The 24,471-nt window shown below is 47.0% G+C and carries 12 protein-coding genes; 5 read left to right on the top strand and 7 right to left on the bottom strand.

Annotated elements, in window-relative coordinates; translation table 11 throughout:
• Positions 1 to 162: 162 nt before the first annotated feature.
• The 3 genes from LY387_RS18830 to LY387_RS18840 are packed head-to-tail and all read left to right on the top strand — an operon-like array spanning position 163 to position 5,105.
• On the top strand, positions 163 to 1,785 hold the full coding sequence (locus LY387_RS18830) for an ABC transporter transmembrane domain-containing protein (RefSeq protein ID WP_234497369.1): 1,623 nt from the start codon (positions 163 to 165) through the stop codon (positions 1,783 to 1,785).
• Positions 1,778 to 3,817, top strand: a complete 2,040-nt coding sequence (locus tag LY387_RS18835) for an ABC transporter transmembrane domain-containing protein (RefSeq protein WP_234497370.1) — start codon at positions 1,778 to 1,780, stop codon at positions 3,815 to 3,817. Before LY387_RS18830 ends, LY387_RS18835 begins: the two co-directional genes overlap by 8 nt.
• Positions 3,810 to 5,105, top strand: coding sequence for an HlyD family type I secretion periplasmic adaptor subunit (locus LY387_RS18840; RefSeq protein WP_234497371.1), 1,296 nt, complete (start codon positions 3,810 to 3,812; stop codon positions 5,103 to 5,105). Before LY387_RS18835 ends, LY387_RS18840 begins: the two co-directional genes overlap by 8 nt.
• A 62-nt stretch (positions 5,106 to 5,167) precedes the next feature.
• On the opposite strand, the gene LY387_RS18845 is transcribed toward LY387_RS18840, so the two are convergent.
• Complete coding sequence (locus LY387_RS18845; RefSeq protein WP_234497372.1) at positions 5,168 to 16,507, bottom strand: VCBS domain-containing protein; 11,340 nt, start codon at positions 16,505 to 16,507, stop codon at positions 5,168 to 5,170.
• 164 nt (positions 16,508 to 16,671) lie between these two features.
• Here LY387_RS18845 and LY387_RS18850 point away from each other — a divergent pair, with 164 nt between their 5' ends.
• Both LY387_RS18850 and LY387_RS18855 read left to right on the top strand, forming a co-directional pair.
• Positions 16,672 to 17,412, top strand: coding sequence for a hypothetical protein (locus LY387_RS18850; RefSeq protein WP_234497373.1), 741 nt, complete (start codon positions 16,672 to 16,674; stop codon positions 17,410 to 17,412).
• A gap of 195 nt (positions 17,413 to 17,607) precedes the next feature.
• Positions 17,608 to 18,489 carry a DMT family transporter gene (locus tag LY387_RS18855; RefSeq protein WP_234497374.1) on the top strand — a complete coding sequence of 294 codons (882 nt, stop codon included), beginning with the start codon at positions 17,608 to 17,610 and terminating at the stop codon, positions 18,487 to 18,489.
• 95 nt (positions 18,490 to 18,584) lie between these two features.
• Here the strand turns inward: LY387_RS18855 and LY387_RS18860 are convergent, their stop codons facing one another.
• Genes LY387_RS18860 through LY387_RS18885 form a run of 6 tightly spaced genes read right to left on the bottom strand, consistent with a single transcriptional unit; the run spans position 18,585 to position 24,192 of the window.
• Entirely contained in the window at positions 18,585 to 19,400 is an 816-nt protein-coding gene (locus LY387_RS18860; protein ID WP_234497375.1) for a phosphodiesterase, read from the bottom strand.
• A gap of 4 nt (positions 19,401 to 19,404) precedes the next feature.
• Positions 19,405 to 20,478, bottom strand: a complete 1,074-nt coding sequence (locus tag LY387_RS18865; RefSeq protein ID WP_326492010.1) for an ABC transporter ATP-binding protein — start codon at positions 20,476 to 20,478, stop codon at positions 19,405 to 19,407.
• 11 nt (positions 20,479 to 20,489) lie between these two features.
• A complete protein-coding gene (locus LY387_RS18870) occupies positions 20,490 to 21,278 on the bottom strand; it encodes an ABC transporter permease (RefSeq protein WP_234497378.1) in 789 nt (262 codons plus the stop codon).
• Between the two features lie 2 nt (positions 21,279 to 21,280).
• Positions 21,281 to 22,093: an ABC transporter permease gene (locus LY387_RS18875; RefSeq protein ID WP_234497379.1), complete on the bottom strand. Its 813-nt coding sequence runs from the start codon at positions 22,091 to 22,093 to the stop codon at positions 21,281 to 21,283.
• Between the two features lie 48 nt (positions 22,094 to 22,141).
• On the bottom strand, positions 22,142 to 23,161 hold the full coding sequence (locus LY387_RS18880; protein ID WP_234497381.1) for an ABC transporter substrate-binding protein: 1,020 nt from the start codon (positions 23,159 to 23,161) through the stop codon (positions 22,142 to 22,144).
• 2 nt (positions 23,162 to 23,163) lie between these two features.
• The gene (locus LY387_RS18885; RefSeq protein ID WP_234497383.1) at positions 23,164 to 24,192 is read right to left on the bottom strand and encodes a substrate-binding domain-containing protein; all 1,029 of its coding nucleotides are present in this window, start codon (positions 24,190 to 24,192) and stop codon (positions 23,164 to 23,166) included.
• Between the last annotated feature and the right edge of the window lie 279 nt (positions 24,193 to 24,471).

Here is a 24,471-nt window from a genome sequence, read left to right on the forward strand (position 1 = left end):
GAACTTTTCTCATCCTCACGTTCAAATTAATCCTCGATATAAGACTCAAATCTTCAACTTCAAAAATACAATTCCGTTAGATAACATTTTCCTTCGTTACTATTTGAAAGTTCGCTATTTCTGTCCGAATCTTAATTCATATGGTTCATAAGTGGATTACGTATGGAGACGACACTTTCAGCAGGCCTATCAAGTATAAGGAAAGTCCTTATACCCTCGATACTGATCAACATTCTTTCCCTAGCGGTTCCACTAACTGTTTTGCAGATCTATGACCGCATTATTCCAAACCAAAGTTATGGTACCGCGACGCTTTTGCTGTTTGGCGCTACTGTTGCCGTGCTTCTCGACGCATTTTTGCGTTTTGCGCGAAGTTGGATACTGGCGGCAGAATCCTCGAATATGGAAAAGGCTCGCTATGCCTCAGCTGTTCGCGTGCTCGCAAGCTCACCAACCGCAGAGATTAAAAAGCTGAAGGTTGGAGGCGTTCAGAATGGATTGGAGTCAATATCTAAGATCAAGGATATATATTCGGGCGGGTTACTATCGGGCTTGATTGATGTTCCATTCGCACTACTGTTTCTTTTCTTAATCTACTACGTCGGCGGGGCTTTAGTCCTCGTTCCTTTGACTGTCTGGGCGATTACCTTCTCAATCGTTTGGTTTTCGGGAAGAAGAGCCAAGCGTCGAAGTGAGAAACACGCTCAACTCGATGATCTCAGAGCTGGATTTCTCATTGGACTTTCTCGAAATCTACTTGGAATCAAACGTCAGGCAACAGAGTATCGTACCTACTCTACGTTTAAGAAACTAAACCAAAAATATCGACTCATCACCGCTGACGATGAGAGAAAGAACGCGTTTGCTCAAGAGTGTATTTATCTAGCATCTCTAGGGACATCGGTAGTCCTCGTTATCGCAGGTGCTTCACATGTGCTTTCAGGAGAGTTAACCACCGGTGGTTTAGCTGCTTGCTCTATTCTCGCTGGCAGAGCTGTCGCCCCATTAACAGCGCTCACAAATCTCAATATCCGCTACGCCAATATGCAAACCTCGATTCAAAGCGTGCAAGAGTTACTAAAGCTAACGCCACACAAAGAAGGGTTGAATAGAGATTTAACGTCTTTTAATCGAGTAGCTTATCAGAATGTCATATTCAAGCGGTACGGGAAAAATATCACTCTTAACACCGAACTCAGCCGTGGAGAGATATACCTAGTAGAACATTCCAATGGTGAAATTGCCGGACAGACACTCGCAGTGATGGCTGGAGTCAATACGGTCATTGACGGTGAAGTGAGCGTTGACCAAGTGGTTACGGATCCCAACTCGATGGCTACTATCACCTCTTATTTGGGTTCTCGTGGTTCGATCTTACAAGGATCAATCTTGGATAACTTGTGCGGATTTAATTCAGAGCTTTCTGAGCGTGCTTTGTCATACAGTAAACAACTTGGTCTTTATGATGTGTTGACTCAGCTCCCCGATGGCCTTGAGACTAAACTGGCAGACATGCCCACGATACCGCTCAGCCACAGCAGTATTCGTTTAATAAACCTGTGCTTCCAACTTGCTAAACCCACACCACTTCTATTGATAGATAAACCAGAAATTGATCTCGACATAGATACTTGGCCAAAGCTCGCTGCGGTCCTAGAGAACGAGTCTAGTAACGGTAGGACACTCGCTTTGGTCACTCACAATACGGTCTTCAAGCAATTGGCAAGTCAGACTATTAACGTAGATGAAACCAAAGAAAATCAACGAGGTGCATCAAATGAATAGTTTTGAAACCGCCTCACTAAAGTCTCTGAGACTACTCGACGTAAACAGCAACATTGACGTATTCGCCAATCAATGGGTGGAAGAGAATGGTCTGGCAGATCTACAAGACTACTTGAGCATGCTCGACCGCCTAAACGTCCCTTATAGAATCGTAGGCAGTGATGCGGCATTGGCTCAATACGAGTTTAAAGTTTCCGTCCATGTGTCGGAAACAGGCCTTGCAGCCTATCCACACAAAGAAGCAATGGAAGCAGCCTCTGCAGAGTGTGAATATATTGTCCTTCTTGAAGACTCTCCACCAGATAAACCGGATCCCAATTGGCTTGGCAGTCGCCTCGATGCATTTCGAAGTATTATTCCTAAAGTTGCGCTCGCCAGCTTGGTAGCAAACTTGTTCGCCCTTGCTATCCCGTTTATCACTATGTCTATTTACGACCACGTGATTGGAGGAGATGCGCCGCATGAGCTAACCGGGATTGCCATTGGTGCTACGCTGCTGTTTGCTCTGCTTTGGCTACTGCGTGTGATCCGAAGTCAAACCTTAGCAACCGTTGCCAATCGAATAAGCCGTGAAATATCCGACGCCTTAGTCAAAAAGCTGTTAACAGAAAGCTACCAAGTGAGTAAAAACACCACGCAACAAACGCAGGTTAATCAACTCAACTTCTCCCAACGCATCGCAGGGGTTCTTTCAGGTCCTCTGGGGAATACCCTATTCGATATCCCATTTGTACTGGTTTTTCTAATTGCAATCGGTGCTCTAGGCGGCTGGTTAGTTCTGGTGCCGATAATCTCACTCTGCCTCTACTATCTTGTTGCGAAGCGTTCTATCAAGCACTCTGCGGTTAGAGCTAACCAATCCACTGTTGCCGGGGCTAACCGCCAAACGCTTATCGCCGAGCTATCAGGACAACTCGGCTTCATGCGCAGTAGCCAGATGATCGATGGATGGCTGTCGAAGTTTGATAAAGCAAACCATTTAGCATCCACCAACAGCTTCAAGCAATCCCTCCATCAGGCAAAATATACCTCGATCTACTACGCTATCGGCATTCTATCAACCATCGCCGTGATTGGGCTCGGGATCGAGCTTATCTTTACAAACGTCATGTCAGCAGGTGGGTTGATTGCAACCATGATGCTGATTTCAAGGATCACGGGACCAGCGCAGACGCTTGCAAATAATGCATCCCGTCTGCAACAACTGAAACAAACTGAGGTGCAGATTAATCGCACCTTAAGCATGAACTCAGAGGAAAGTTACCGCTATCATCATCATACTCTCGAGCAGTCGCCACCACGTATCGAGCTCGATCAAGTCACGCTTCGATACGCAAAACAAGCGAAGCCAGCGCTGAGTGGCGTCTCAGCCATTATTGAGCCCGGAGAAATCATTGCGATAACGGGTCCTTCAAATAGCGGGAAAACAAGCTTAATCGACACCATCGCTAGCTTCCAACCCGTGCAAAATGGTGTCGTCAATATTAACGGTATCAACTTAAATCAATATGCACCGCACCTGTATCGTCACTGGCTGTTCTATCAAGCCGCTCACCCACAAGTGTTACTCACCAGCATTAGAGACTGGTTCTCCGACAAGCAAGATATCGACGATCAACACATCACATCCGCCATCGAGAGAGCCGGTGGCAAGGAGTGGCTCGCTTCATTAGATAAAGGGCTTGATAGCAATTTAGCTGACTTATGGCCAAACAGTATGTACGACTTGCTCTCTCGATTTGAGGCGCGGATGCTTATAACCGCGAAGGCACTCGCTACCCACTACCCCTTGTACTTGCTCGATAGCCCGTTGCAAGACTCAGCGCCTAGCTCAGTCGCGCTATTTAGTGAGTTTCTGAATGAGAAGCGCGGTAAGTCTACCGTCATTTTCAGCACACAAGATACCGAGCTGATTAAGCTTGCCGACAAAGTTCTGGTTCTCAATCAAGGCGGAGTGGCCTACTTTGGGGCGTTAGACAGCCAAGACTCGGACAATCAATCACAACCTATGGAGATCGTTGCCAATGAGTAAGGATTATTACGCCGAAGCTATTGAATCCAAACAGACTCGACGACTTCTTTCTGTGACAACGTCAGCGATAGCCTTATCGGTGGTAGCATTTATCTCGTGGTCTGCCTTTACCAAAGTCGATGAAATTGCCAAAGCTCAAGGTACCGTGATCCCAGAAGGAGAAAGGCAGATTATTCAAAGCGATATCGGTGGCAAACTCAAAACGATTTCGGTATCTGAGGGGGACTTAGTTGAAGAAGGACAAGTCCTGGTCGAGTTTGACGCTACCTTTCAAACTACTGCCTTAGAGGAGCTCAAGGCTCAGCAAGCCTCTCTCAACTTAACCATCGAGCGCTTAAACTCACTGATAGACGAGCGAGAACCAGACTTCTCAGAGTATGAAGCGCAATTTCCCGAGTTGGTTGCTCAGCAAAAAGCACAGCGCAGCGCTCAGGTTGCCCTCTACTATCAAAAGCGAATCGTGCTAGAGAAAGAGGCTGAACAGATAGCGGAGCAACTCAGAAGCACCGATAACGCGATCCCAGCCTATGAACGCGAACTACAGGCATCAAAACAAGAGTTGGCTATCCTCCAACGTGGGCAGCAAAGTGGCAACATTTCTCGATTACGCGTACTCGAGATGCAGCAAAAAGTCGCGTCAATTGAACAGCAAATTGAAGAAACTCGTGGCAAGAAAGCACTACTGTTGAAACAAGCCGACTCTAATGATGAGAAGATCTCCCAGCTTTTAGCAGAAGCAAAAGTAGAGGTTGCCGACCAGCGTTCAAAAGCGGCTTCAGAGCTCTCTGCCCTAGAAGCGAGGGTCCGTTCGGGTGAAGCAAAACTTTCTAATACGGTTTTAATATCGCCAGTACAAGGGTTGGTTCAAAGCATTCCAAGTACCAAAGCCGGCGCCGTTATCCAGCCAGGTGGAACCGTGGTGGAGATCGTCCCCATTGGTGGTAAGGCAGACTTTAAAGCTAAGCTGTCCCCTCGCGATATCGGCTTTGTTAATGAGGGGCAACCCGCAAGGGTCAAGGTCGATGCGTTTGACTACAGCCGCTTTGGTGCTCTGCGCGGAGTGGTTGAATCGATATCTCCGACCACCACAAAGGATGAGAAAGGCAACATCTTTTATGAAGTGACCATATCGGTTGATAAGCCGTATTTCAGAGATGACCCAGAGCGTTTCGCGATTTTACCGGGCATGACGGGTGAGGTGGACATCACAACAGGTGAAAAGACCGTTTTTCAATACCTTTGGAAACCAATCTATACCAATGTAAGCCGAGCTTTTGGCGAGCGATAACCTACTCTTCGAATAGGAAAACGCCCTTGCATGACAAGGGCTTTTTTATTGGCTACTAAAGATTAGCGGGTCGGATCATCAGGTAACGTTGGATCATCCACATCATGGTGTTCGCTGCCTGTATCCTGCAAATGCTCAAGACCACTATGCTCGCCATGATGACTCGCATCTTCGTGATGATCAAACTTCGTATCGTGTTGGTCCGCATCGTTGAACACAATATCGATATCATCAGGCAAGTCTGTGCTGGAACTATCTGTGTGAGCATCCTGTTTTCCGATCCCCAGTTGCTCCATATAGGTGCTTGCGGCTGTATGTTTCTCAATTGGAGTATCATCGCCATCTTTGTGATGACCAATTCCAAGCTCCGCCATGATTGTTAGCTCATGAGGGTTCTCGTTAAGGAGATCTGGCTCTGGTTCATCATAAGCATCTTTCGGTGGTGGCGGTGGAGGCGGTGGTGATGTATGAGGAAGCACAGGTGTGACCGTCATATCTAAAACTTCACTGCCCAACGTCAACTTCCCACTATGCCCTGGCCCGTGACTTAAAATGCTGACTTGCACGTGCAATACAACATCATCATGATGGGAGCCTTGTAGAGCAATCTGAAAATGGTCTTCATGAACCCCAACATTCTGTGCAGAACCATGAGGGCCAGTGTGAACATTAGCATGCTCTTGATAACTCAAATGCCCTGTTTGGGGATCAATACTGAGTGTCCCCCACTGGCTTGTATAAGACGTTTGATAATGCCCGCCAACCAATATTTTCCATCCTTGCTGTGAGGTTGGTACTGGCGTTTGTGACGGCATCAGGGTTGGAACACCGAGGTTCGCACTGATATGGTGGCTGCCACTTGGGGCCGTCACGACGATAGGTTCAGGTTTTGCTCCCGCCGATACATTAAGAGCAGAGTTCACATTTCCATGCTCATCGGTCATCACCGCTTTAACAACGGTATTTGGTGCAACCTCTAATTGAATTCCATGTTGAATGGCATTCGCATCCAAAACATGGTCCACACCATTGATGTTCAAATGCTCGCCAACCTTAGCATCGGCCGCCGCGTGGACGGTTGCCGTCACGGTCCCTGCCGCCCCTCTTGCTATTTCAGCTTTGCTGTATAACTTGTCCGGGCCGGGACTCTCGAAACTGATAGAAGGGCTTGCTACCGTTGTATCAACATCAATATGATGATCGACCGATGCCGTTCCCACGTTGCCAGCAAGATCAGAGCTCGTAATACTCGCGTGAACAGTTGTTGTCTGAGCTAACTCGGAGCCAGGAACGTCAACATGATAATGGTGAGAACCATCAACGGTACCAGAATAGGAATGACCAGCTACTCTCAAGGTGACGACATCGCCTTGCTGAGCATCACCTGAGACCGACCCTGTAATCGTAACAGTTCCTTGAGACTCGTGCGCATTTATAACATCATCCGTTGCGATAGTTTCGACAGTCAACGCGGGTCTCGGAGGTTGAGTATCTATCCTTACAGGAAGCAGAGTCGATACGGCTGGCACTAAATCATTGGGCGCCAGCGCTCTTGCTGAAAGATTGTGAACACCGTTTGTCAGAGCAGTTGTGGATATTTGGTAGTTACCCTGTGCATCCGAATATCCACTACCCACTGCATGAGCGCCATCATATAGCTTCACTTCAGAAAACGGGATATCCGTATGTCCGGCAATAGTTGGTGTCGTTTGGTTAGTCACATTATCGGTATGTGACTGTCCAGAGTCGCTTGCGGCAACCAGATCTATAGAAACACGATTCGCAGGTTGAGAGACGCTGCTTCCATGACTAGGCATAGTCGTGGTGACCGTTGGTAGACCAGTGACATGTACACTGATTCCTGGGCGCTGACCTTGGATTGTAGGCGCAGTCATGTTGCCATTTAAATCAAAGGTCATATAACGCGTTGAAGTTGCGCCAGCCCCATCAGTAACAGTAACTTCAAATGTATCCTTAGCCGTGTACTGGTTACCGCTTGAGTGATACTGCATCCCTAATAGTTGGCCGCTTGGAACGTATTTATAGTCACCTGTATCCGGATCTAACGTTAATTGACCAAAACGACCAATCGAAGAAGCGACAGAATAGTGATGGACATCCCCAATGTCTGGATCTGTATTGGTCAACTGCCCGGTTATCGGTGTCACCGGTGTTATGTGAAGAACAGGCGCATCATTGATCGCATTCACATCGATGCTCATGGATACGCTTGTCGAATCCTGATGCCCGTCATTGGCCCGGAACTCAAAATGCGCATAATTAGCGCCGCTCTGATTGTGTATTGGCGTAAAGGCTAAATGACCCGCGTCTAGGTCCGCTTTAGAAACTTGTTGATTGGCAGTGACAACCACACCATTCAGCGTTAACAGACCGTGGGAAGGTAACTGAGTAATCGTGATGTGGTTTAGCGCATCATGATCAGCATCTTGGTAACCAAATTCTGCAACGGTAAAAATATGACTTTGGTCTTCATCGCTTGTGACCGTTTGTGGTGTCACCGTTGGTGCATGTTGAACTGGCGGCTTAACCTCTATGGATAGCGTATTTTGCGAGGAATCATTAACTGGGGTACCGCCATCGTCTCCAACTCGATACACCATGCTGGGTACTTTCCCCGTGAAGCCCGCTTCAGGAGTAAAGATGTAGTGACCGTTGGCTTCAATAGCCAGTGTGCCAATTCCCGCTATAGCATGAGGGTGACCTGGAGTGACAGCCACGTAATTTCCTGACACAGGATCTTTTATCTGAATGTCCTGAAGAACAAGGTGAGCATTAGAGTCTGAGTCTGTCGCTGCTGCCGCCGTACCCTGTGAGGTGCCTACACCAGAAATGAGGTTGCCCTCAATGGGCCCCGTGTTTTGAACGCCTGAGTCCGTAAAACTGTGTATCGTTGGTTTATCCGTTGAGCCACTGATCGTCACCGAAATCGAATGTTTAGTGCCGTCTATCGAGGTAATCTCGATACTGTCGGTTAAAGTCTGGCCGTTATCTAAATCTTGAATGTTTGAATCGCTGTTGTCGGCAGTATAGACCCATGTTCCATCCGGTTTAATCAAGAAGTGACCATAGGTACCGTCTTGCGATATTTGTTGCTGACCTTTAAGGTCTAGTGCCGCTTCGCCTTGCCCGTCGACATCAGAGATCACAAGGCTTCCACGACACAATAGTGCATCTTGAATAGTAGTTGAACCGGCAATTCTGGAGTTATGTTGAAGGTTGGTGTCTTCGACAAGATTTGCTGAATCGCCGGTAAATGTTGCGTTGTCATTAACGGCCACCAAAGTCGCATTTGCCCCTGTGTGTGTAATTCCGCCATGCTTATCAGCGATATCGTAAGTAAAATGGACTAGCCCGTTATAATTAGGGTCTGGTGCGAAAGTAAAGCTACCATCCGAATTAGAGGTAATGCTACCGTGGTCAGCTGTTATGTTTTGAACGTGCAACCAACCTCTGTCGTTTGAATCGACATCTGTGGCGTTGGCGATAAGTTGTGCCTGCGTAATGTGTATTGACGAGTCTTCCTTACTAGACGGTAAAGTCACCTCACCACTCACCACTGGTGCATCGTTATTGCCACGAACAACGACCGATACACTTTGCGAAACCTTACTGCCATCTGTAGACACTGCCTCGATAGTAAAGTGCTCCCAGTATTCATCTCCATCGCCTAGTTTTGTCGCTTTGCTCTGGTCGACATCATAGTGCCATTGGCCATCGGCACTTAGATGGAACGAACCATACTGACCACTAACACCACCTGCAGGTGTTGCTGTCCAGCTTACAGAGTCATGAAGGTCAGTATCATGAGCCGTCACAGTTCCTGCAACAGAGGCGCCTGTTTGAGCATTCTCTACAACATGACCAAGCTCGGATTTAGAATCAATAACGACCCCGTCCTCGGTTCCACTGACTTGAACTGTAATAGGAAATTCAGTGCCGTCAGTAGCGATTAGCTTGATAGATTCCGTAAGAGATTCACCGTGTTTTAACTCTTGAACGTGAACATTAGAGTTGTCTCCGATATAACTCCATGAATGTTCACCCGCATGTGGCCCACTCACCAAAGTATGAAATTGAAACTTACCATACGGAGTGGTTACGTCTAGGTCGCTGCCCAAGTCCCACGTGTATTGTTGTCCGGCAAACTCAACCTTCACTTGTGTATTCGGGCTGTCCACGTCAGTGATTTGCAGCGCTTGCCAGTCTACGGCATCCATGATGTTTACATTGGTCGACATATGAGTAGCGACATCTTCCGTCGCTACGCCATGGTCAACACTGGATATCGTGGTTTTGTCGTCCACTGCGGCAAGAGTAGTAGTCGCTCCAGTGTGTGTGGTTCCTCCGTGCGCATCCACCACATCGTAGTTAAAATGAACCTGTCCGTTGTAGTCTCTGTCTGGTGTGAAGGTATAGGTACCATCTTGGTTATCTAGAATAGAGCCATGATCGGCAACTAGATTAGCAATGGTAAGTTGACCTTGGTCGTTATGATCTACATCGATACTGTTGGCAAGTAGTTCTGCTGACGTGATGATCTGTGGGAGATCTTCTTTACCCGTATGGAGCAACACCTCGCCAGAGACATATGGTGCATCGTTGTCACCATGAATAGTTATGACGATATCATGGGAGGTACCATCTTTGGTTTGAATGGTAATGGTATCAGTCAGAGTTTCGCCTGCACCTAACTTATCTATGGTTGTCCCCACAGTGGTGCTCGCACCCTGTCTTAGCCAATCAGTCTGGCCAGCAGCTACCTTGTAGTCCCAATGGCCATCTTCTCGAAGTAAGAGGTGACCATATTGACCGTGATAGGAATAGATGCCACCTTTGGTATCAAATTTCGCTTCATCTGTATCTGGGTCGACAATGGACAGTTGACCGCTAGCATACAGCGCATCATGACTAATTTTCGACATGCCGGGCTGTGCATAATCAGGAGACATATCCTGCCCAGCTTGGTTTTCACGCACGTCACCCGTGTCCACACCTGATACTTTAGCCGCATCATTCGAACCTGTTATCACAATCTCAAGGTTTTGCGTCGTGCCCGCCCCATGCTCATCCGTGACGGTAACTGGAATGGTGAGAGTCTGTGTTTGACCTTTCGCTAGGTGGTCGTAGCTCGCATTGGTCGGGTCAAACGTATAGCTGCCGTCAGCATTGAAAATTAACCCATCCACTGATTGAGCTATTGAGTAAGTTAATGTTGCGCCGTGGTCGGTATCGCTTCCCTGCATCTGACCATTAAGCAGCGAACCATCTTCATTCACCGTTTGTGTTTGTGCTGTTAGAGTCGGTTTATCGTTGGTACCCACGATATCTACGGTAATTACATGAGTGTCTCCGCCAAGTGTTTGTACCTGATATTGAACGTGCTCCGTTTCACCTTGCGCTAAATGCTGTAAGTTTCCATTCGGAACGCTGTAAATCCACCCCCCTGCTTTGTCTATTGAGAGGCTGCCACCATAAGGATCGCTAATCGCATGAGCATTCAAGGTATGATGGAAGCCACGTTGACCGATGTCCGGATCTTTTACATTTAGAACACCCCCCGTAAAGACTGTGTGTCTTGCATCACCTTGTACATGAACATCTTCTGTCACCGAGCCAGTGCTTTGACCAGTAATGATTGCGGCATCATCCGTGCCCTGAACAAGTATTTCCACTTTCTGAGTTGCGCGGGAACCATCACTAGAAATAGCAACGATGTTGAACGCCTCTGCCTTGCCATCTCCACTTCTTAGTGAGTCGACTTTTGAAGCATCCAAATCATAGTGCCAATGTCCAGAACGATCGACATAAAAGGTTCCGTAACTGCCTGCTTGAGATGACGCAGAACCTGCTAGTTCAAAGGAGACGTCATCGCCCTTATCGAGATCGTGTGCTTGCAGCATACCAACAACCGTCGTTTTGATATCTTCGACCGCTGTTCCTATAGCCGCTGTTAACGCATCTGGAGTATCAATAATGACATGATCGTCTTGACCTTGAATGGTTGCTGTTACCGGAATTCGAGTACCATCTTTTGTGATGAGAACCATGGTGTCCTGAAGCTGCTGTCCAGTCTTCAGTCCTTGTATTTCTGAACTCGTGTTATCGGCAGTGTAGCTCCATTTATTGTGCCCGTCGGTACTATGAGTTGTGGAAAAGTAGCCATGATTTCCCGTCAGACTCATTGCAAAATCTGCCGGTACCGCATGTTGGACGCCATTGACTTCGATAAACGCGATCTCAGCCTCTGAAGCACCGTCAACATCGGTTACATCCAAGTTTGTCCAGCCCGACCAGAGCTGCCCTGTGGTGCCAGATCGAAGGTGATCTTCCGTAACCGTTCCTGACTCCTGCCCCGCTGCCAGCACACTAGCATCATTGGCTGATGCAAGATCGAATGACGCGCCTGTTGGCGTTGACCCGCCGTGCGCATCATTGATGTCATAACTAAAGTGCACTTTGCCGTGATAGTTCAGTTCAGGTGTGTAGGTATATGTACCGTCATGGTTATCGCGGATAGAACCATGATCGGCAAGCAGGTTGGCGACAGTCATTAACCCTGAGTCGTTGTTGTCTACATCGACAGCATTGGTAAGTAGTTCAGCTTTAGTGAAGGTTTGGCTAACGTCTTCTTTACCTGAATGAAGAGCCACTTCAGAAGAAACATAAGGAGCATCGTTATCCCCGTGTATAGTGATCACTATATCGTGCGTGGTGCCGTCTTTTGAATGTACAGTGATGGTATCGGTGAGCGTTTCTCCTTGGCCGAGTTGGTCTATCGCTGAACCCACGTTCGTTTTCACGTTTCCTCGGTACCAATCGTGAGTGCCCGCAGCAACACCATAGCTCCAACGCCCATCCGAGAGTAGCATCAGATGCCCATATTTGCCGCTATAGGAAAAAGTGCCTCCATTTGGATCAAAGACACTTTCACCCGTATCGGGATCAGAAATAGTGAGCTTGCCTTTTACCGTTAATGCATCTTGGCCAATGACTCCGATCCCAGGCTGAGCATAATCAGGAGATTTGTCTTGTCCCGCTTGATTCTCATAAACATCCCCCGTATCCACACCGCCAATAACCGCTGCGTCTCCTTTGCCTTGAAGATTTATGGTCAAGTTTTGCGTCGAACTTGCGCCATGTTCATCGGTTACAGTGACAGGAATGGTAATGACTTTATGCTCACCGTCTTTGAGCTGTTGATAGCTCGCATGAGAAGGATCAAAGGAATAACTGCCATCGGTATTGAATGTCAGTCCATCCACAGCATGAGCGATGGAATATTTGAGCGTCGCACCATGGTCGATATCCTGCCCCTGCATCTGTCCAGTTAGACGGCTACCGTCTTCAACTACAGACTGGGTTTGAGCACTTAGCGTTGGTGCATCATTGGTACCATGTATGTTCACTTCAATGGTGAACGTGGTACCGTCTTTTGCTCGAACTACGCACTGATCAGTGAGCACCTCGCCTTCATTTAGAGACTGTACCTGAGGCTGGTGATCTCGAATAGTGTAAACATAACGCCCATCACGCATCAGTAAGATATGTCCACCTAACTTGGTGTCATAGCCAATACCGGTATACGTCTGCGGTCCGTAGTTAATATCGAATTCTGCTTCACCTTTATCTGGGTCGACAATATCCAGCTTGCCCTCAAAATGCAGCTTGTCGTGCGTGTCTATGTAACCTCTATCTTCAGTTACACCAGAGTGATGCTGATCGGTCGCGGCGTAGCTAATCTGTGCATTATCCGCTACCGCATTTAAAGACGTGCTCGCATGATCGAGCATCACGCCACCATGAGCGTCTTTAACTTGATAATAAAAGTGAACGGAACCGTTGTAGTTAGCCTCTGGGGTATAGGTAAACGTACCGTCGTGATTATCTGTAATAGTTCCCGCTGGGGTGCTGTCAGGCTTAAGCGCTTCGAGATTAGCGACCATCAATTTGCCTAAGTCATTGGTATCTACATCCGTAACGTTTGAAAGAAGACTCGATGCTTGGATAAGATACGGCTTATCCTCATCGCCTGTTGGTAGGGTCACACTAGAGGAAACATTCGGAGCATCATTGGTTCCATGCACTGTAAATGACAACTCTTGCTGGCTTTGCCCTCCAGCAGAATCCGTTACTGTAACAACAGTCTTAACCACCTCACTATCGCCAGAGCCGATATGTTGATAAGAGGCATGTCTTGGATAGAACGTATAGCTTCCATCTGGATTGAACGTCAGGCCATCAATCGGATTTGAGATCGAGTACGTCAGTAAGTCATGATCAACATCGGTTGCTACCATCTGGCCATGGAAGACTGCGCCATCTTCTTTCACTGATTGCGATTGGCCTGCCATCACCGGCAAATCATTGGTGCCTGTGATGGTGAACTTGAGTTCTTCTCGGTGCGAACCACCAGCGGTGTCGGTCACCGTCACCATGGTGGTCACAACTTGGGTGTCACCTTTTGCCAAATGCTGGTAAGACGCATGACTTGGATCGAACGTATAGCTGCCATCTGGGTTGAACGTCAGGCCATCTATTGGATGTGAGGTTGAGTACGTCAGTAAGTCATGGTCAACATCGGTTGCTACCATCTGGCCTTGGAAGACTGCGCCATCTTCTTTCACCGACTGCGATTGGCCTGCCATCACTGGCAAATCATTAGTGCCTGAAATGGTAAACTTGAGCTCTTCTCGATGCGAACCACCAGCGCTGTCGGTCACCGTCACCATGGTGTTCACAACTTGGGTGTCACCTTTTGCCAAATACTGGTACGACGCATGACTTGGATCGAACGTATAGCTGCCATCTGGGTTGAACGTCAGGCCATCTATTGGATGTGAGGTTGAGTACGTCAGTAAGTCATGGTCAACATCGGTTGCTACCATCTGGCCTTGGAAGACTGCGCCATCTTCTTTCACCGACTGCGATTGGCCTGCCATCACCGGCAAATCATTGGTGCCTGTGATGGTGAATTTGAGTTCTTCTCGGTGCGCACCGCCAGCGGTGTCCGTCACAGTCACCATGGAGGTCACGACTTGAGTGTCACCTTTTGCCAAATGCTGATACGACGCGTGGCTTGGATCGAACGAATAGCTGCCATCAGGGTTGAACGTCAGGCCGTCAATTGGATGTGAGACTGAGTACGTCAGTAAATCTTGGTCAACATCGGTTGCTACCATCTGGCCATGGAACACTGCACCATCTTCTTTCACCGACTGCGATTGCCCTGCCATCACCGGTAAATCATTGGTGCCTGTGATGGTGAATTTGAGCTCTTCTCGATGCGAACCGCCAGCGGTATCGGTTACAGTAACTGTAGTAGTAACAACTTGAGTGTCACCTTTTGCCAAATGCTGATATGACGCATGACTTGGATCGAACGTATAGCTACCGTCTGGGTTGAATGTCAGACCATCAATCGGATGTGAGGTGGTGTAAGTGAGCAAGTCGTGGTCAACGTCGGTTGCTACCATTTGACCGTGGAACACTGCGCCATCTTCTTTCACGGATTGTGATTGGCCAGCCATTACTGGTAAATCGTTGGTGCCTGTGATGGTGAACTTAAGCTCCTCTCGATGCGAGCCCCCAGCCGAATCCGTCACAGTGACCTTGGTGGTCACAACTTGGGTGTCACCTTTTGCCAAATGCTGATAGGAAGCGTGGCTTGGGTCAAACGTATAGCTACCGTCTGGGTTGAATGTCAGGCCATCGACTGGATTGGAGATTGAATAAGTCAGTAAATCATGGTCAACATCGGTTGCTACCATTTGACCATGGAACACGGCTCCGTCTTCTTTCACCGACTGCGATTGCCCTGCCATCATTGGCAAATCGTTTGTGCCATCTATCTGAATGTCTACATTGTGATGAGTACCGTCTACCGAAGAGACAGTAAAGGATTCATTTAGATGAGACCCTTTAGCCAATTCTTGCAGTGCCGTTTGTTGATTATTGGCTTCATATTGCCAATGACCATTCGCATCGATAGTCAAGGTGCCAAATTTTCCTATCAAAGCTTGAGATAGGAAGTGATTCTGACCTTGATCACTATCTGATATAGATAAATCTCCAGACGTTTTAACACTCCCGTTTACGACATTCAGGTCTTCTTTTACCGAACCTGAATCTATACCGGAAATGATCGCGGAATCTGACGTGCCTCCAATAACAATTTCTATAAGTTGACTGGTTCCATCTACCGTGTGGATTGCGATTTGCTCTGTGATGCTATTGCCGGAAGAAAGCTGTTGAATTGCAGGCAGAGAATTGTCTACTTGATAGTGCCAATGCCCGTCTGAATCTATATCTAGAACACCGAATTTACCCTGAAGGACCTCAGACAGTGTATGAGACTCTCCCTGATCGACATCGACCACATCCACCTTTCCATGGACATGCATTAAACCAGAACTATCAACATTATGGTCTTCTGTTAGGGTGCCACTGAATTGCCCTGTTATTTTGGCGACGTCATTGGTACCCGTGATTTGAAACTGCAGTACTTCACTGTGCGTACCGCCAGCACTGTCAGTGACCGTCACTGTGGTTTGGATCACGTCCATCTGCCCTTGCGCTAAATGCTGATAAGAGGCATGACTCGGGTCAAAGCTATAGCTGCCATCAGAATTGAACGACAAGCCATCGATTGGGGTTGATATTGCGTAGGTCAGCGTGTCTCCATCGGCATCGGTTGCAACCATCTGTCCATGGAAGACTACATCATCTTCTTTGACGTCATGAGACTGTTCCGACAATTGCGGTTCTGAATTGTGATGACGCGATTTAGAGCCTTTATCTCGATGTTCGTTTTTTTCAGTGGACAAAACAGGGGGATGTTCGGTATCAGTTTGTTCCAGTTTCTCGTTGGATGAATTAGGTTTATGTTCTTTCTCAGGCTGCTCTATTGTGTCGGTGGAAACAACGAACGGTGTAATTACATCAGGGCGATCGACGATATGGTGTGATGTGTAGGCATGCATCGGATAATGATGAAGGGCAAGACGCGCACTCGGCAATACATGCTTTTGCTCGATTTCTTTTTTTTCGCTTTCCGCAACTAACTCATGATGTTCGTTAGAAACGTTGGAACTAGGAGCTGATTCGACCTCTTGTGTATTCTCTTGAGAGTTAACTGTTTTTTGCGAATGAGCATCACTTTCAGCAATACCTAAGTCATTACTCGTATCATCGCTGGCTTTGGCAAGAGAAGGTAATATAAGGGCAAGTGTCGGCGGAATACCCACCTGATATCTTAACGTATTAAAAAGTCTCCGCTTTTCCCGCTGCTTCTTCTTGAGCTTAGCTTCATTGGGACGCTTTGAAACATTTCTCGACAACTCGGTTTTATTCTCGCTTCCACTGCTTCGCTTTTTTTCAGTCATTCTCTCAACCTTAAGTCACAAACCTCTTTTAAAGTTAAGGATATAGAAGGGTGTTTTGCTAACTAATCTTGATTTTTAACTGATGTTTTTTGTTCCCTTGTATTCGCGAATCTACACTTAAGCCGAACCATGATTATCTAACACAAAAAATCGGAGGCAGTTCTATGAAGATGATAAAAACGACCTTGTTCGCAGGCCTAATGGCAGCATCTGTTATCGCGAATGCAGCAGAACCACAACTTACCGATGAACAATTGCAAATGGCGATGGAAGCTAGATTGGTTGAGCAGCTCAAAGATCCACAAGCTGCGAAACTGCTATCTGAGTTTTTGATTGAGGATGTGCTCACTTGGCGAGCAGAAACCCTTGATATAAAAGAAGCGGATAGTATTCTAGCCTTTGCCTTTGGTAATCGACACGCCAAGAATGGCAACCAGATTCCAGGACCTATGAACGGTCAATTGGCCGATCTTGCTGTAGAGCTTCACAAGAAAACAGGAAAGCCAGTTTATGCACAGTGGGAAATCGCCCAGCAGATTGGCGATAGAATTGCAGAGGATAAGCTGTTTCCGATCTACCCCACCGTGAACGAAGGTGGTGAGCTCATTTACTTAAATACCACAGGGGTTGCATTGGACGCGGTCAAACAGGCTGGCGGCTTTGAGAAAATGGGTAAAACCATTGTCCTAGCCTTTTACGAACACAACTTAAGAGCGGTCAATACAGCAAGAGAGGCTGGGCTTGAAGCGTTTGCTCCCGCTGGCTATGAAATGCCTTCCGATTACGATGCGAATTCAGGGCAACCATGGACTCGCGATAGAAACACCTTCATGCTTTACGAGGTGAGAACGAGAGCCAACGCAAAGCGCGCTGAAATCAATGACGGCAAGATCTACAAAAAATGACGGATATCATGTGCTAATTTGAATGTTCCGAGACTTAAAGACAATAGTGCTTTTCACATAAACGTGTAGAGCACTATTACTGATGTTCCGCTAGCTCTGGATCATATCCTTTTTGATACTCCGTCTTTCACTGGTTCTTTAACTCGTTGGCATTTGCTAACATAATCATCTGCTTATACATTCACCGGAACCACAATGTCTTTCAGTTGGATAGCCTTTACTCTCCTTGCTGCATTTAGCCAGTCTTGGCGTAACGCCTTTCAAAGCAAACTCAGCGGCACTATGAGTGTCGCCGGCGTCACTCTTGCTCGTTTTCTGTGGGCAGGACCTATCGCGTTGCTTTATCTTTTTGCGCTTTATCAATGGCAGCCCGTCGCTATTCCCACTTTCTCGGGAGAGTTCGTGTTTTACATTATTGCCGCCGCACTAATGCAAATACTCGCCACCGGATTGATGGTGCTGCTTTTTAAGTTAGAGAACTATGCTATCGGGGCAGGATTGGCTAAGTGCGAAGCACCTGTGTCGGCGGTGCTTGGCGTCCTCTTTTTTGGAACGGTATTATCGGTAACCGGTTGGATTGGCGTTTTGATTGGCACTCTGGGTGTTCTGCTTATGAGTAGCTCATCGGGCTGGCGAAGCCTGTCACCAAAAATTTTCTTTTTGGGTATGTCTTGCAGTACCGCATTTGCACTGACGTCGCTTTGGGTTCGAGAGGCAAGCTTAAGCATCGGGCTTCCATTTCCCCACAGTGCTGCATGGGTTCTGTTTTTGGTCATTTCGCTCCAGACAATCATCATTACCAGCTTCTTATTACTGCGAGAGCGTCACACCTTGGCGCAGATGTTCAAGAAGCCCAAGCTAGTAATAATGACAAGCCTCGCTAGCGTTATTGGGTCTCTCGGTTGGTTCAGTGCAATGTCATTACAGGCTGTTCCTTACGTAAAGACCCTAGGACAAGTTGAAGTCATTTTTATGATCTTGATTTCTTATTTTTGGCTGGGACAAAGCATCGCTCGCAAGGACATTACCGCACTGATTTTACTGTCTATTGCGGCAATTCTAGTGATGTGGCAGTAGGCTAAATTAGCCACTCAGAAGTGCAGAAACGCGACGTAAAATGCCACTTTTACTAGGTGGCATTTTACGGTTTAGTTACTTTTAACCTTTACACATCAATCTATTAGCTTACCTTGTTCGTCAAAAAAGGGATAAGGTCCTTCACTGTCAGTGATATAACTAATGTGAGAAACCACCGAATCACCATCAAACTTAAAAAGCTGAATCGCATTCGGCTCGAGAGAAAACGATGAAGGTGCATCGGGCTCTAAGTCTAGAGTCACTGAATGACTATGCGAAGGTCCGACCCATACAGGTATTCCTTTCCAAACTGCAGTGATCGGTCGGTGTAAATGCCCGGCAACGATTCCAACCACATTGTTGAATTTACTCAGTACCTCATAGAGCGCTTCTGAATTCCGGAGGTTTTGAACATCCATATGAGTCAGTCCAACATGCATCGGCGGATGATGAAGAAAAAGCAGAGCCGTCTTGTCGGGATGTTGACCTAGAGTGTCCTCCAGCCAGGATAAAGTTTCCAATGATAGTTGACCATAAGGCTTGCCGATCACTGAACTATCCAATCCAACTAATAACTGTTCATTATACTCAGTAGCAAAATTGCAAAACTGTGGGTGGTCGAATTGAACCAACTCGCTCAACCCTTCTCTTAAGTTAGCGCGATGATCATGATTTCCTGGAACAATTAACATCGGAACTTCGACGTCCATTAGCTCTTGTTTGATAACCGCATACTCATCAGGCGTACCGAAATCTCCAAGATCTCCGGTAATAACCAGATAGTCTGGCTGTGGTACTAAGTTATTAATATGAGACACTGCTTTGCGAAGGCAGTCTAAGGTATCCACACGACGATAAGCGCGTTGGCCACCCTTTTTAATATGTAGGTCTGTTAACTGTGCAATGAGCATGGCGTTACTTCTTTAGTGGAATCAAACGAGAAGGGTCAAATGACAGGGTGACGACCTGTCCTGCTTGATACTCAACACGTTCAAAGCAATCTACCATCACCTGCCCATTATTAGTCACACCAGACAACATGACACGAGTACGGTCGCCTAGGAACACTGTGCTAGCAACCGTTCCTTGCAGTGAATCTTCATCATCCGTAATCTCCGTTAACTGAATATCTTCAGGTCTTAGCATCACATTTAATGTTGAACTGCCATTAATAATGTCGGTTGGCAATAACAGTGCTTTACCCGTATCCAGACGAAGTCGGCTGTTTTCAACATGGCCTTCAAAGCGGTTCATCTGTCCAATAAAGTCGGCCACAAAGCTGCTGTTGGGTTGCAGATAGATCTCTTTTGCTGACCCAATCTGAGCAATCTCACCGTGGTCAAGTACGGCAATACGGTCGCCCATCGCCATTGCCTCTTCTTGATCATGAGTAACATATACCGCTGTAATGCCGAGATTTTTCAGCAAGGTTCGGATATCACCACGAAGACGCTGTTTAAGCAGCGCATCCAATGCCGATAGTGGTTCATCTAACAACAGTACATCAGGCTCAGTAATGATCGCGCGAGCAAGCGCAACACGCTGTCGTTGACCACCAGATAGCTGATGGACACCGCGAGTTGCGTACTTCTCTAAATCGAACATCGCTAGCATTTCTTTAAGCTTTCTCTCGCGAACGACTGAATCTACACCGCGCACTTTTAGGCCATAAGTGATGTTCTCACTGACATTCATATTCGGGAACAAAGCGTAGGACTGAAACACCATGCCGACCTTTCGCTGCTCGATTGGTAGTGAGGTCACATCGTGGTTACCAAAAGCAATCTTACCGCCATTTTCATCAGCGAACTCTAGACCGGCAATCAAGCGAAGTGTGGTGGTCTTACCGCAGCCAGAAGGGCCCAAGAGTACTAAGATTTCGCCTGCTTTAATGGTTAGATCCGTTGGTTTAAGTGCCAAGGTTCCGTCTTCAAACGTTTTAGTAATATTGTTTAGCGTGATTTCGACGCCGTTTTTTTGTTCTAACATCATGAAAATTCTTAACTATTAGTAACTGGTTTTCTGTTGATCAGTTGCGCCAGCACCAACAGAGGCATAATAAGACATAGGAAAATAAGGGTGTAAGCCGAACTGATTTCTAGGCGCATTGACGCGTAAGAGTCAGCCAGACCAACGGGTAATGTTTTCGTCAGGGGCGTATGCAACATCCAGGTAAGGTTGAACTCACCGATAGACAGGGTAAGTGTCATCAGCATGCCAGCAACAATGCCTGCTTTGCAGTTTGGGACAATCACATCAAAGAATCGCTGCCAGAAGCTAGCGCCTAGGCTTGCAGCTCCTTCTTCAAGCACACTGAAGTTGATACTTTGCAGCACTGCCAACACCGATTTAACCATAAATGGCAAAGTGAAGATGACGTGACCAACTAAGATAAACATCCAACTCGCTCGGAAATCACTAAATCCGCCATAGGCGAGGATTAAACCAAGAGAAATCGCCATACCCGGAATCGCAATAGGTAGCGTCAGGATTTCATCAAAAAGCGAAGCCCAGCGGCTTTTACTTTTTGCCAGGACATACGCACAAGGAACCCCGACCAAGACGTTGATTACGGTCGTCGCTACGGCAATTTGCAGTGTTAGCCAAATGGTATCGGAATAGAGAGACCAAACTTGCTCCACCCACCTCAAGGTAAAGCCGCTTTTCATACCAACAAAGTAGTTGTTAGTTAGACCGGCCATGACCGACATGATCACTGGCACAATCAAAAACGCACACACTAACAAGGTGAACGTGAGTTGCAGATAGAAGTATTTGTCTTTTTTCATGGTTAGCCTCCCATTGCAACCGTTGAATCGCCTTGACGCTTAGCGAGCGCCAAACATACCCAAGTCACAAAGCCGAGTATTAAGCTCAAGGCTGCAGCCATGGCAAAGTTTGCGTTTAGGGTGAACTCGGTATAAATCGTCATTGGTAGCACGTTGATATTAGTGGCTAGCGTAAATGCGGTACCGAATGCGCCCATCGATGTCGCAAAACAGATGGAACCTGATGAGATAAGACCCGGTTTCAACGCAGGAAGCGTGACATCTTTAAAGATTTGCCAGCGATTAGCGCCCAATGAGCGACCGGCCTCTAGCAAGTTATGATCGAGCTTCTCTGCTGCCCCCATCACGGTCAGCACAACGCGTGGGATTGAGAAATAAAGGTAACCCAAGAAGAGACCAGCAATGGAGTATGCAAACATCCAGCGCTCTCCAGTCAGCCATAAGCCTACCTGCGCAAAAAGACCTTGGCGACCTGCCAGCATGATGACAAAGAAACCAATAACGACACCCGGAAACGCCAAAGGAAAACTCAACATCGCCACTAACAGCTCCTTGCCTCGAAACTCATAGCGAGTTAGGAACAGGCCGCTTATCGTCGCAATGGCAAGACTCACCAGCGTCACTAAAGCCGAAAGCGTAACGGTTGAAACCAAGCTCTTTAAATATAAAGGTCGAGTTAAAATGTGTAGGTAGCTTACTGCCCCGCCATCCAGCAGTGATACCTGAATGAGCTGAACCACAGGCAGCAAAAAGAAAGCGCTACTAATTATCAAAGCAGGAAGCGCCAGTAAAAACGAAAGATTGTTTATTTTCATAAGAGTAAGGGTGGGGGGATTCCCACCCCCTAATAAAACTGATTTGAGTTAGTTAACTTCACGCAGGTAGCGGTCAGCGAATGCTGCTTGGCTTGCAGACATGGCAGCAAAATCGACCGAGCCAGCTCGTTGATACTCTGACTCCGGAAGGAATTTGCTTTGTGCCTCTTCATCCATCACCCCATCGATTACCGGACGAAGGTAAGCATTGGCCCAAACCTGCTGACCTTTTTCAGACAACACAAAGTCTAAGATCTTCTCGCCATTTGCAGAGTTTGGAGAGTTCTTCACTTTACTCATTACATAAGGAACGGCAATGGTACCCTCTTGAGGAATAACAAATTCAACGTTAGAGTAATCATCGTATTTGGCGCGGTAAGCGTTAAAATCATAGTCAAGCAAGATTGGGATCTCGCCAGAGATAACGCGTGCGTATGATGTTTGTCTCGGAACAATTGGTCGATTGTTTTGCAGCTTCTTGAAGTACTCAATTGCTGGAGTGAAGTCTTCAACATCACCGCCCATTGCTTGATTGACAGCCACAGCACTCGCGTAGCCAACAAATGCGCTTGTCGGGTCTAGGTAACCTACCATGCCGCGATACTCAGGTTTTAGCAGATCGTCCCAGCTTTGTGGTACCTCAGCACCGTCAAGTGCATCAACATTCACAAAAAAGCCAATCGTTCCAGAGTGGATAGCGAACCAATTGCCATCTGGATCTTTCATACCTTCTGGGATTTGGTCCCAGTTCGCTGGTTTGTATGGCTCAACCACATCTTGATCCGTTGCGTTGATGCCAAACGAAACACCGTAGTAAACCACATCTGCTACTGGGTTGTTCTTCTCAGCAACAAGTTGAGATAAAGACTGACCAGAGTTTTTGTTGTCCATCGGAACACGAATACCCAACTCCTTGTTGATAAGCTGAAGCTGACCACCCCAGTTTGCCCACTCCGGTGGACAGTTATAACAGATAGCGTCTGAAGCTTGCGCTTGGAAAGAAGCGCCAGCAAGGCCGACCAACATTCCTGCGGCCTTGATAAGTGTTGAACGTTTTTTAACAGCCATTTTTATTCTCCAATAAGTGCCTGTTCGTTAATGCTTACTATCGGGGCTTCACCAAGTGAGCCATTCATTTGAAGTTCGTAATCCATGGCAAGGCAAGTTTTCAGCTTTGAGCCAGCCTTGGCATTGAATAAAATGTCGACAGCGACTTGTCCCATCTTGAGATGGGGAACCGCTACCGTGGCAAGGCTAGGCGTTACGAGTTTGCCTAGGCTCATGCCATCAAATCCTATAATCGAAACATCTTGAGGAACGCGAAGCCCCATTGATTGAAACGCGTTGATTGCTTTTAGAGCGAGTAGATCATTGCTACAAAACCAAACCGTCGGAGCACCTTTTGCTTTCATTGCCTCGATTTCGGATTCACCGAGCGAGTCCAGCTTGCTCAATGGCACCTCAAGTAACGTTTTGATCTGAACGCCGTGCTGTGCCAAACCATGTTTGAAGCCTTTATAACGCTTTTCTGCCCTATCAGAAGAAGTAAACAGCCCCGTTATCATGCCCACATCTTTATGTCCTAGGCTAACCAATCGATTCGCCACATCGATACCTGCTTGATAGTTGTCGACGTACACACAAGGGGCATCTTGAGATTCGTTATGGAGCAAGCAGTAAGGAAAACTGAAATCCCTGAGCACGCCGAGCGCTTGATTATTGGCAGCATCTGCGACCGTCATAATCACGCCTTCAACCCGCAAGCGAATTAAGTCCGCTACTGCTCTAAGCTCCTGCTCTGAGTCGTATTGGGTATCAATGACAATTGTCGAATAGCCAAAATGTTGCGCTCGTCTTTGAATACCCGCGACTACTTCAGAGAACACCGGATTGAGAAGACTCGAGATCACTACACCTATGGTTGGGTTCTTGCTCATCTCAACTTTTGTCTCACGCTTAACCGCGCTGTATCCGGTCACTGTTATTACTCGCTCGATTTTTTGAGCGGTGTACTTAGCAACTGAGTCAGGCTGATTTAAGAACCTCGAAACCGTCGCTGGTGACACACCTGCCAGCTCCGCTACATCTTTGATGTTCATCTCTACGCCTTCCTTGTTTCGACTTTGATGAGAGTAAACAGGCCCTATTACAGATTTATTAAGGATTATTTGCGATATAACTACATTTAGATGCAATTTTTAAAACTTTAACAACTCAATCAAAGACGTTTGCATATGAAACATTTTCATTTCATAAGCAAATTGCTCTTTTTTGGATAAGGAATAGACTGAATTAAAATGTGATTCAAATCACATTTAATAACTAGAAACGAACGAGAGAAGATCGCTTTTTATAGAAGTGAGTGGCGTGTTTTTTTA

The organism is Vibrio maritimus (assembly GCF_021441885.1).
Taxonomy (GTDB): Bacteria; Pseudomonadota; Gammaproteobacteria; order Enterobacterales; family Vibrionaceae; genus Vibrio; species Vibrio maritimus_B.

Coding starts and splice junctions, on each gene's coding strand:
- LY387_RS18865 (WP_326492010.1), bottom strand. CDS start 20,478: ATGTTAGAACAAAAAAACGGCGTCGAAATCACGCTAAACAATATTACT.
- LY387_RS18840 (WP_234497371.1), top strand. CDS start 3,810: ATGAGTAAGGATTATTACGCCGAAGCTATTGAATCCAAACAGACTCGA.
- LY387_RS18845 (WP_234497372.1), bottom strand. CDS start 16,507: ATGACTGAAAAAAAGCGAAGCAGTGGAAGCGAGAATAAAACCGAGTTG.
- LY387_RS18830 (WP_234497369.1), top strand. CDS start 163: ATGGAGACGACACTTTCAGCAGGCCTATCAAGTATAAGGAAAGTCCTT.
- LY387_RS18870 (WP_234497378.1), bottom strand. CDS start 21,278: ATGAAAAAAGACAAATACTTCTATCTGCAACTCACGTTCACCTTGTTA.
- LY387_RS18880 (WP_234497381.1), bottom strand. CDS start 23,161: ATGGCTGTTAAAAAACGTTCAACACTTATCAAGGCCGCAGGAATGTTG.
- LY387_RS18860 (WP_234497375.1), bottom strand. CDS start 19,400: ATGCTCATTGCACAGTTAACAGACCTACATATTAAAAAGGGTGGCCAA.
- LY387_RS18875 (WP_234497379.1), bottom strand. CDS start 22,093: ATGAAAATAAACAATCTTTCGTTTTTACTGGCGCTTCCTGCTTTGATA.
- LY387_RS18855 (WP_234497374.1), top strand. CDS start 17,608: ATGTCTTTCAGTTGGATAGCCTTTACTCTCCTTGCTGCATTTAGCCAG.
- LY387_RS18850 (WP_234497373.1), top strand. CDS start 16,672: ATGAAGATGATAAAAACGACCTTGTTCGCAGGCCTAATGGCAGCATCT.
- LY387_RS18885 (WP_234497383.1), bottom strand. CDS start 24,192: ATGAACATCAAAGATGTAGCGGAGCTGGCAGGTGTGTCACCAGCGACG.
- LY387_RS18835 (WP_234497370.1), top strand. CDS start 1,778: ATGAATAGTTTTGAAACCGCCTCACTAAAGTCTCTGAGACTACTCGAC.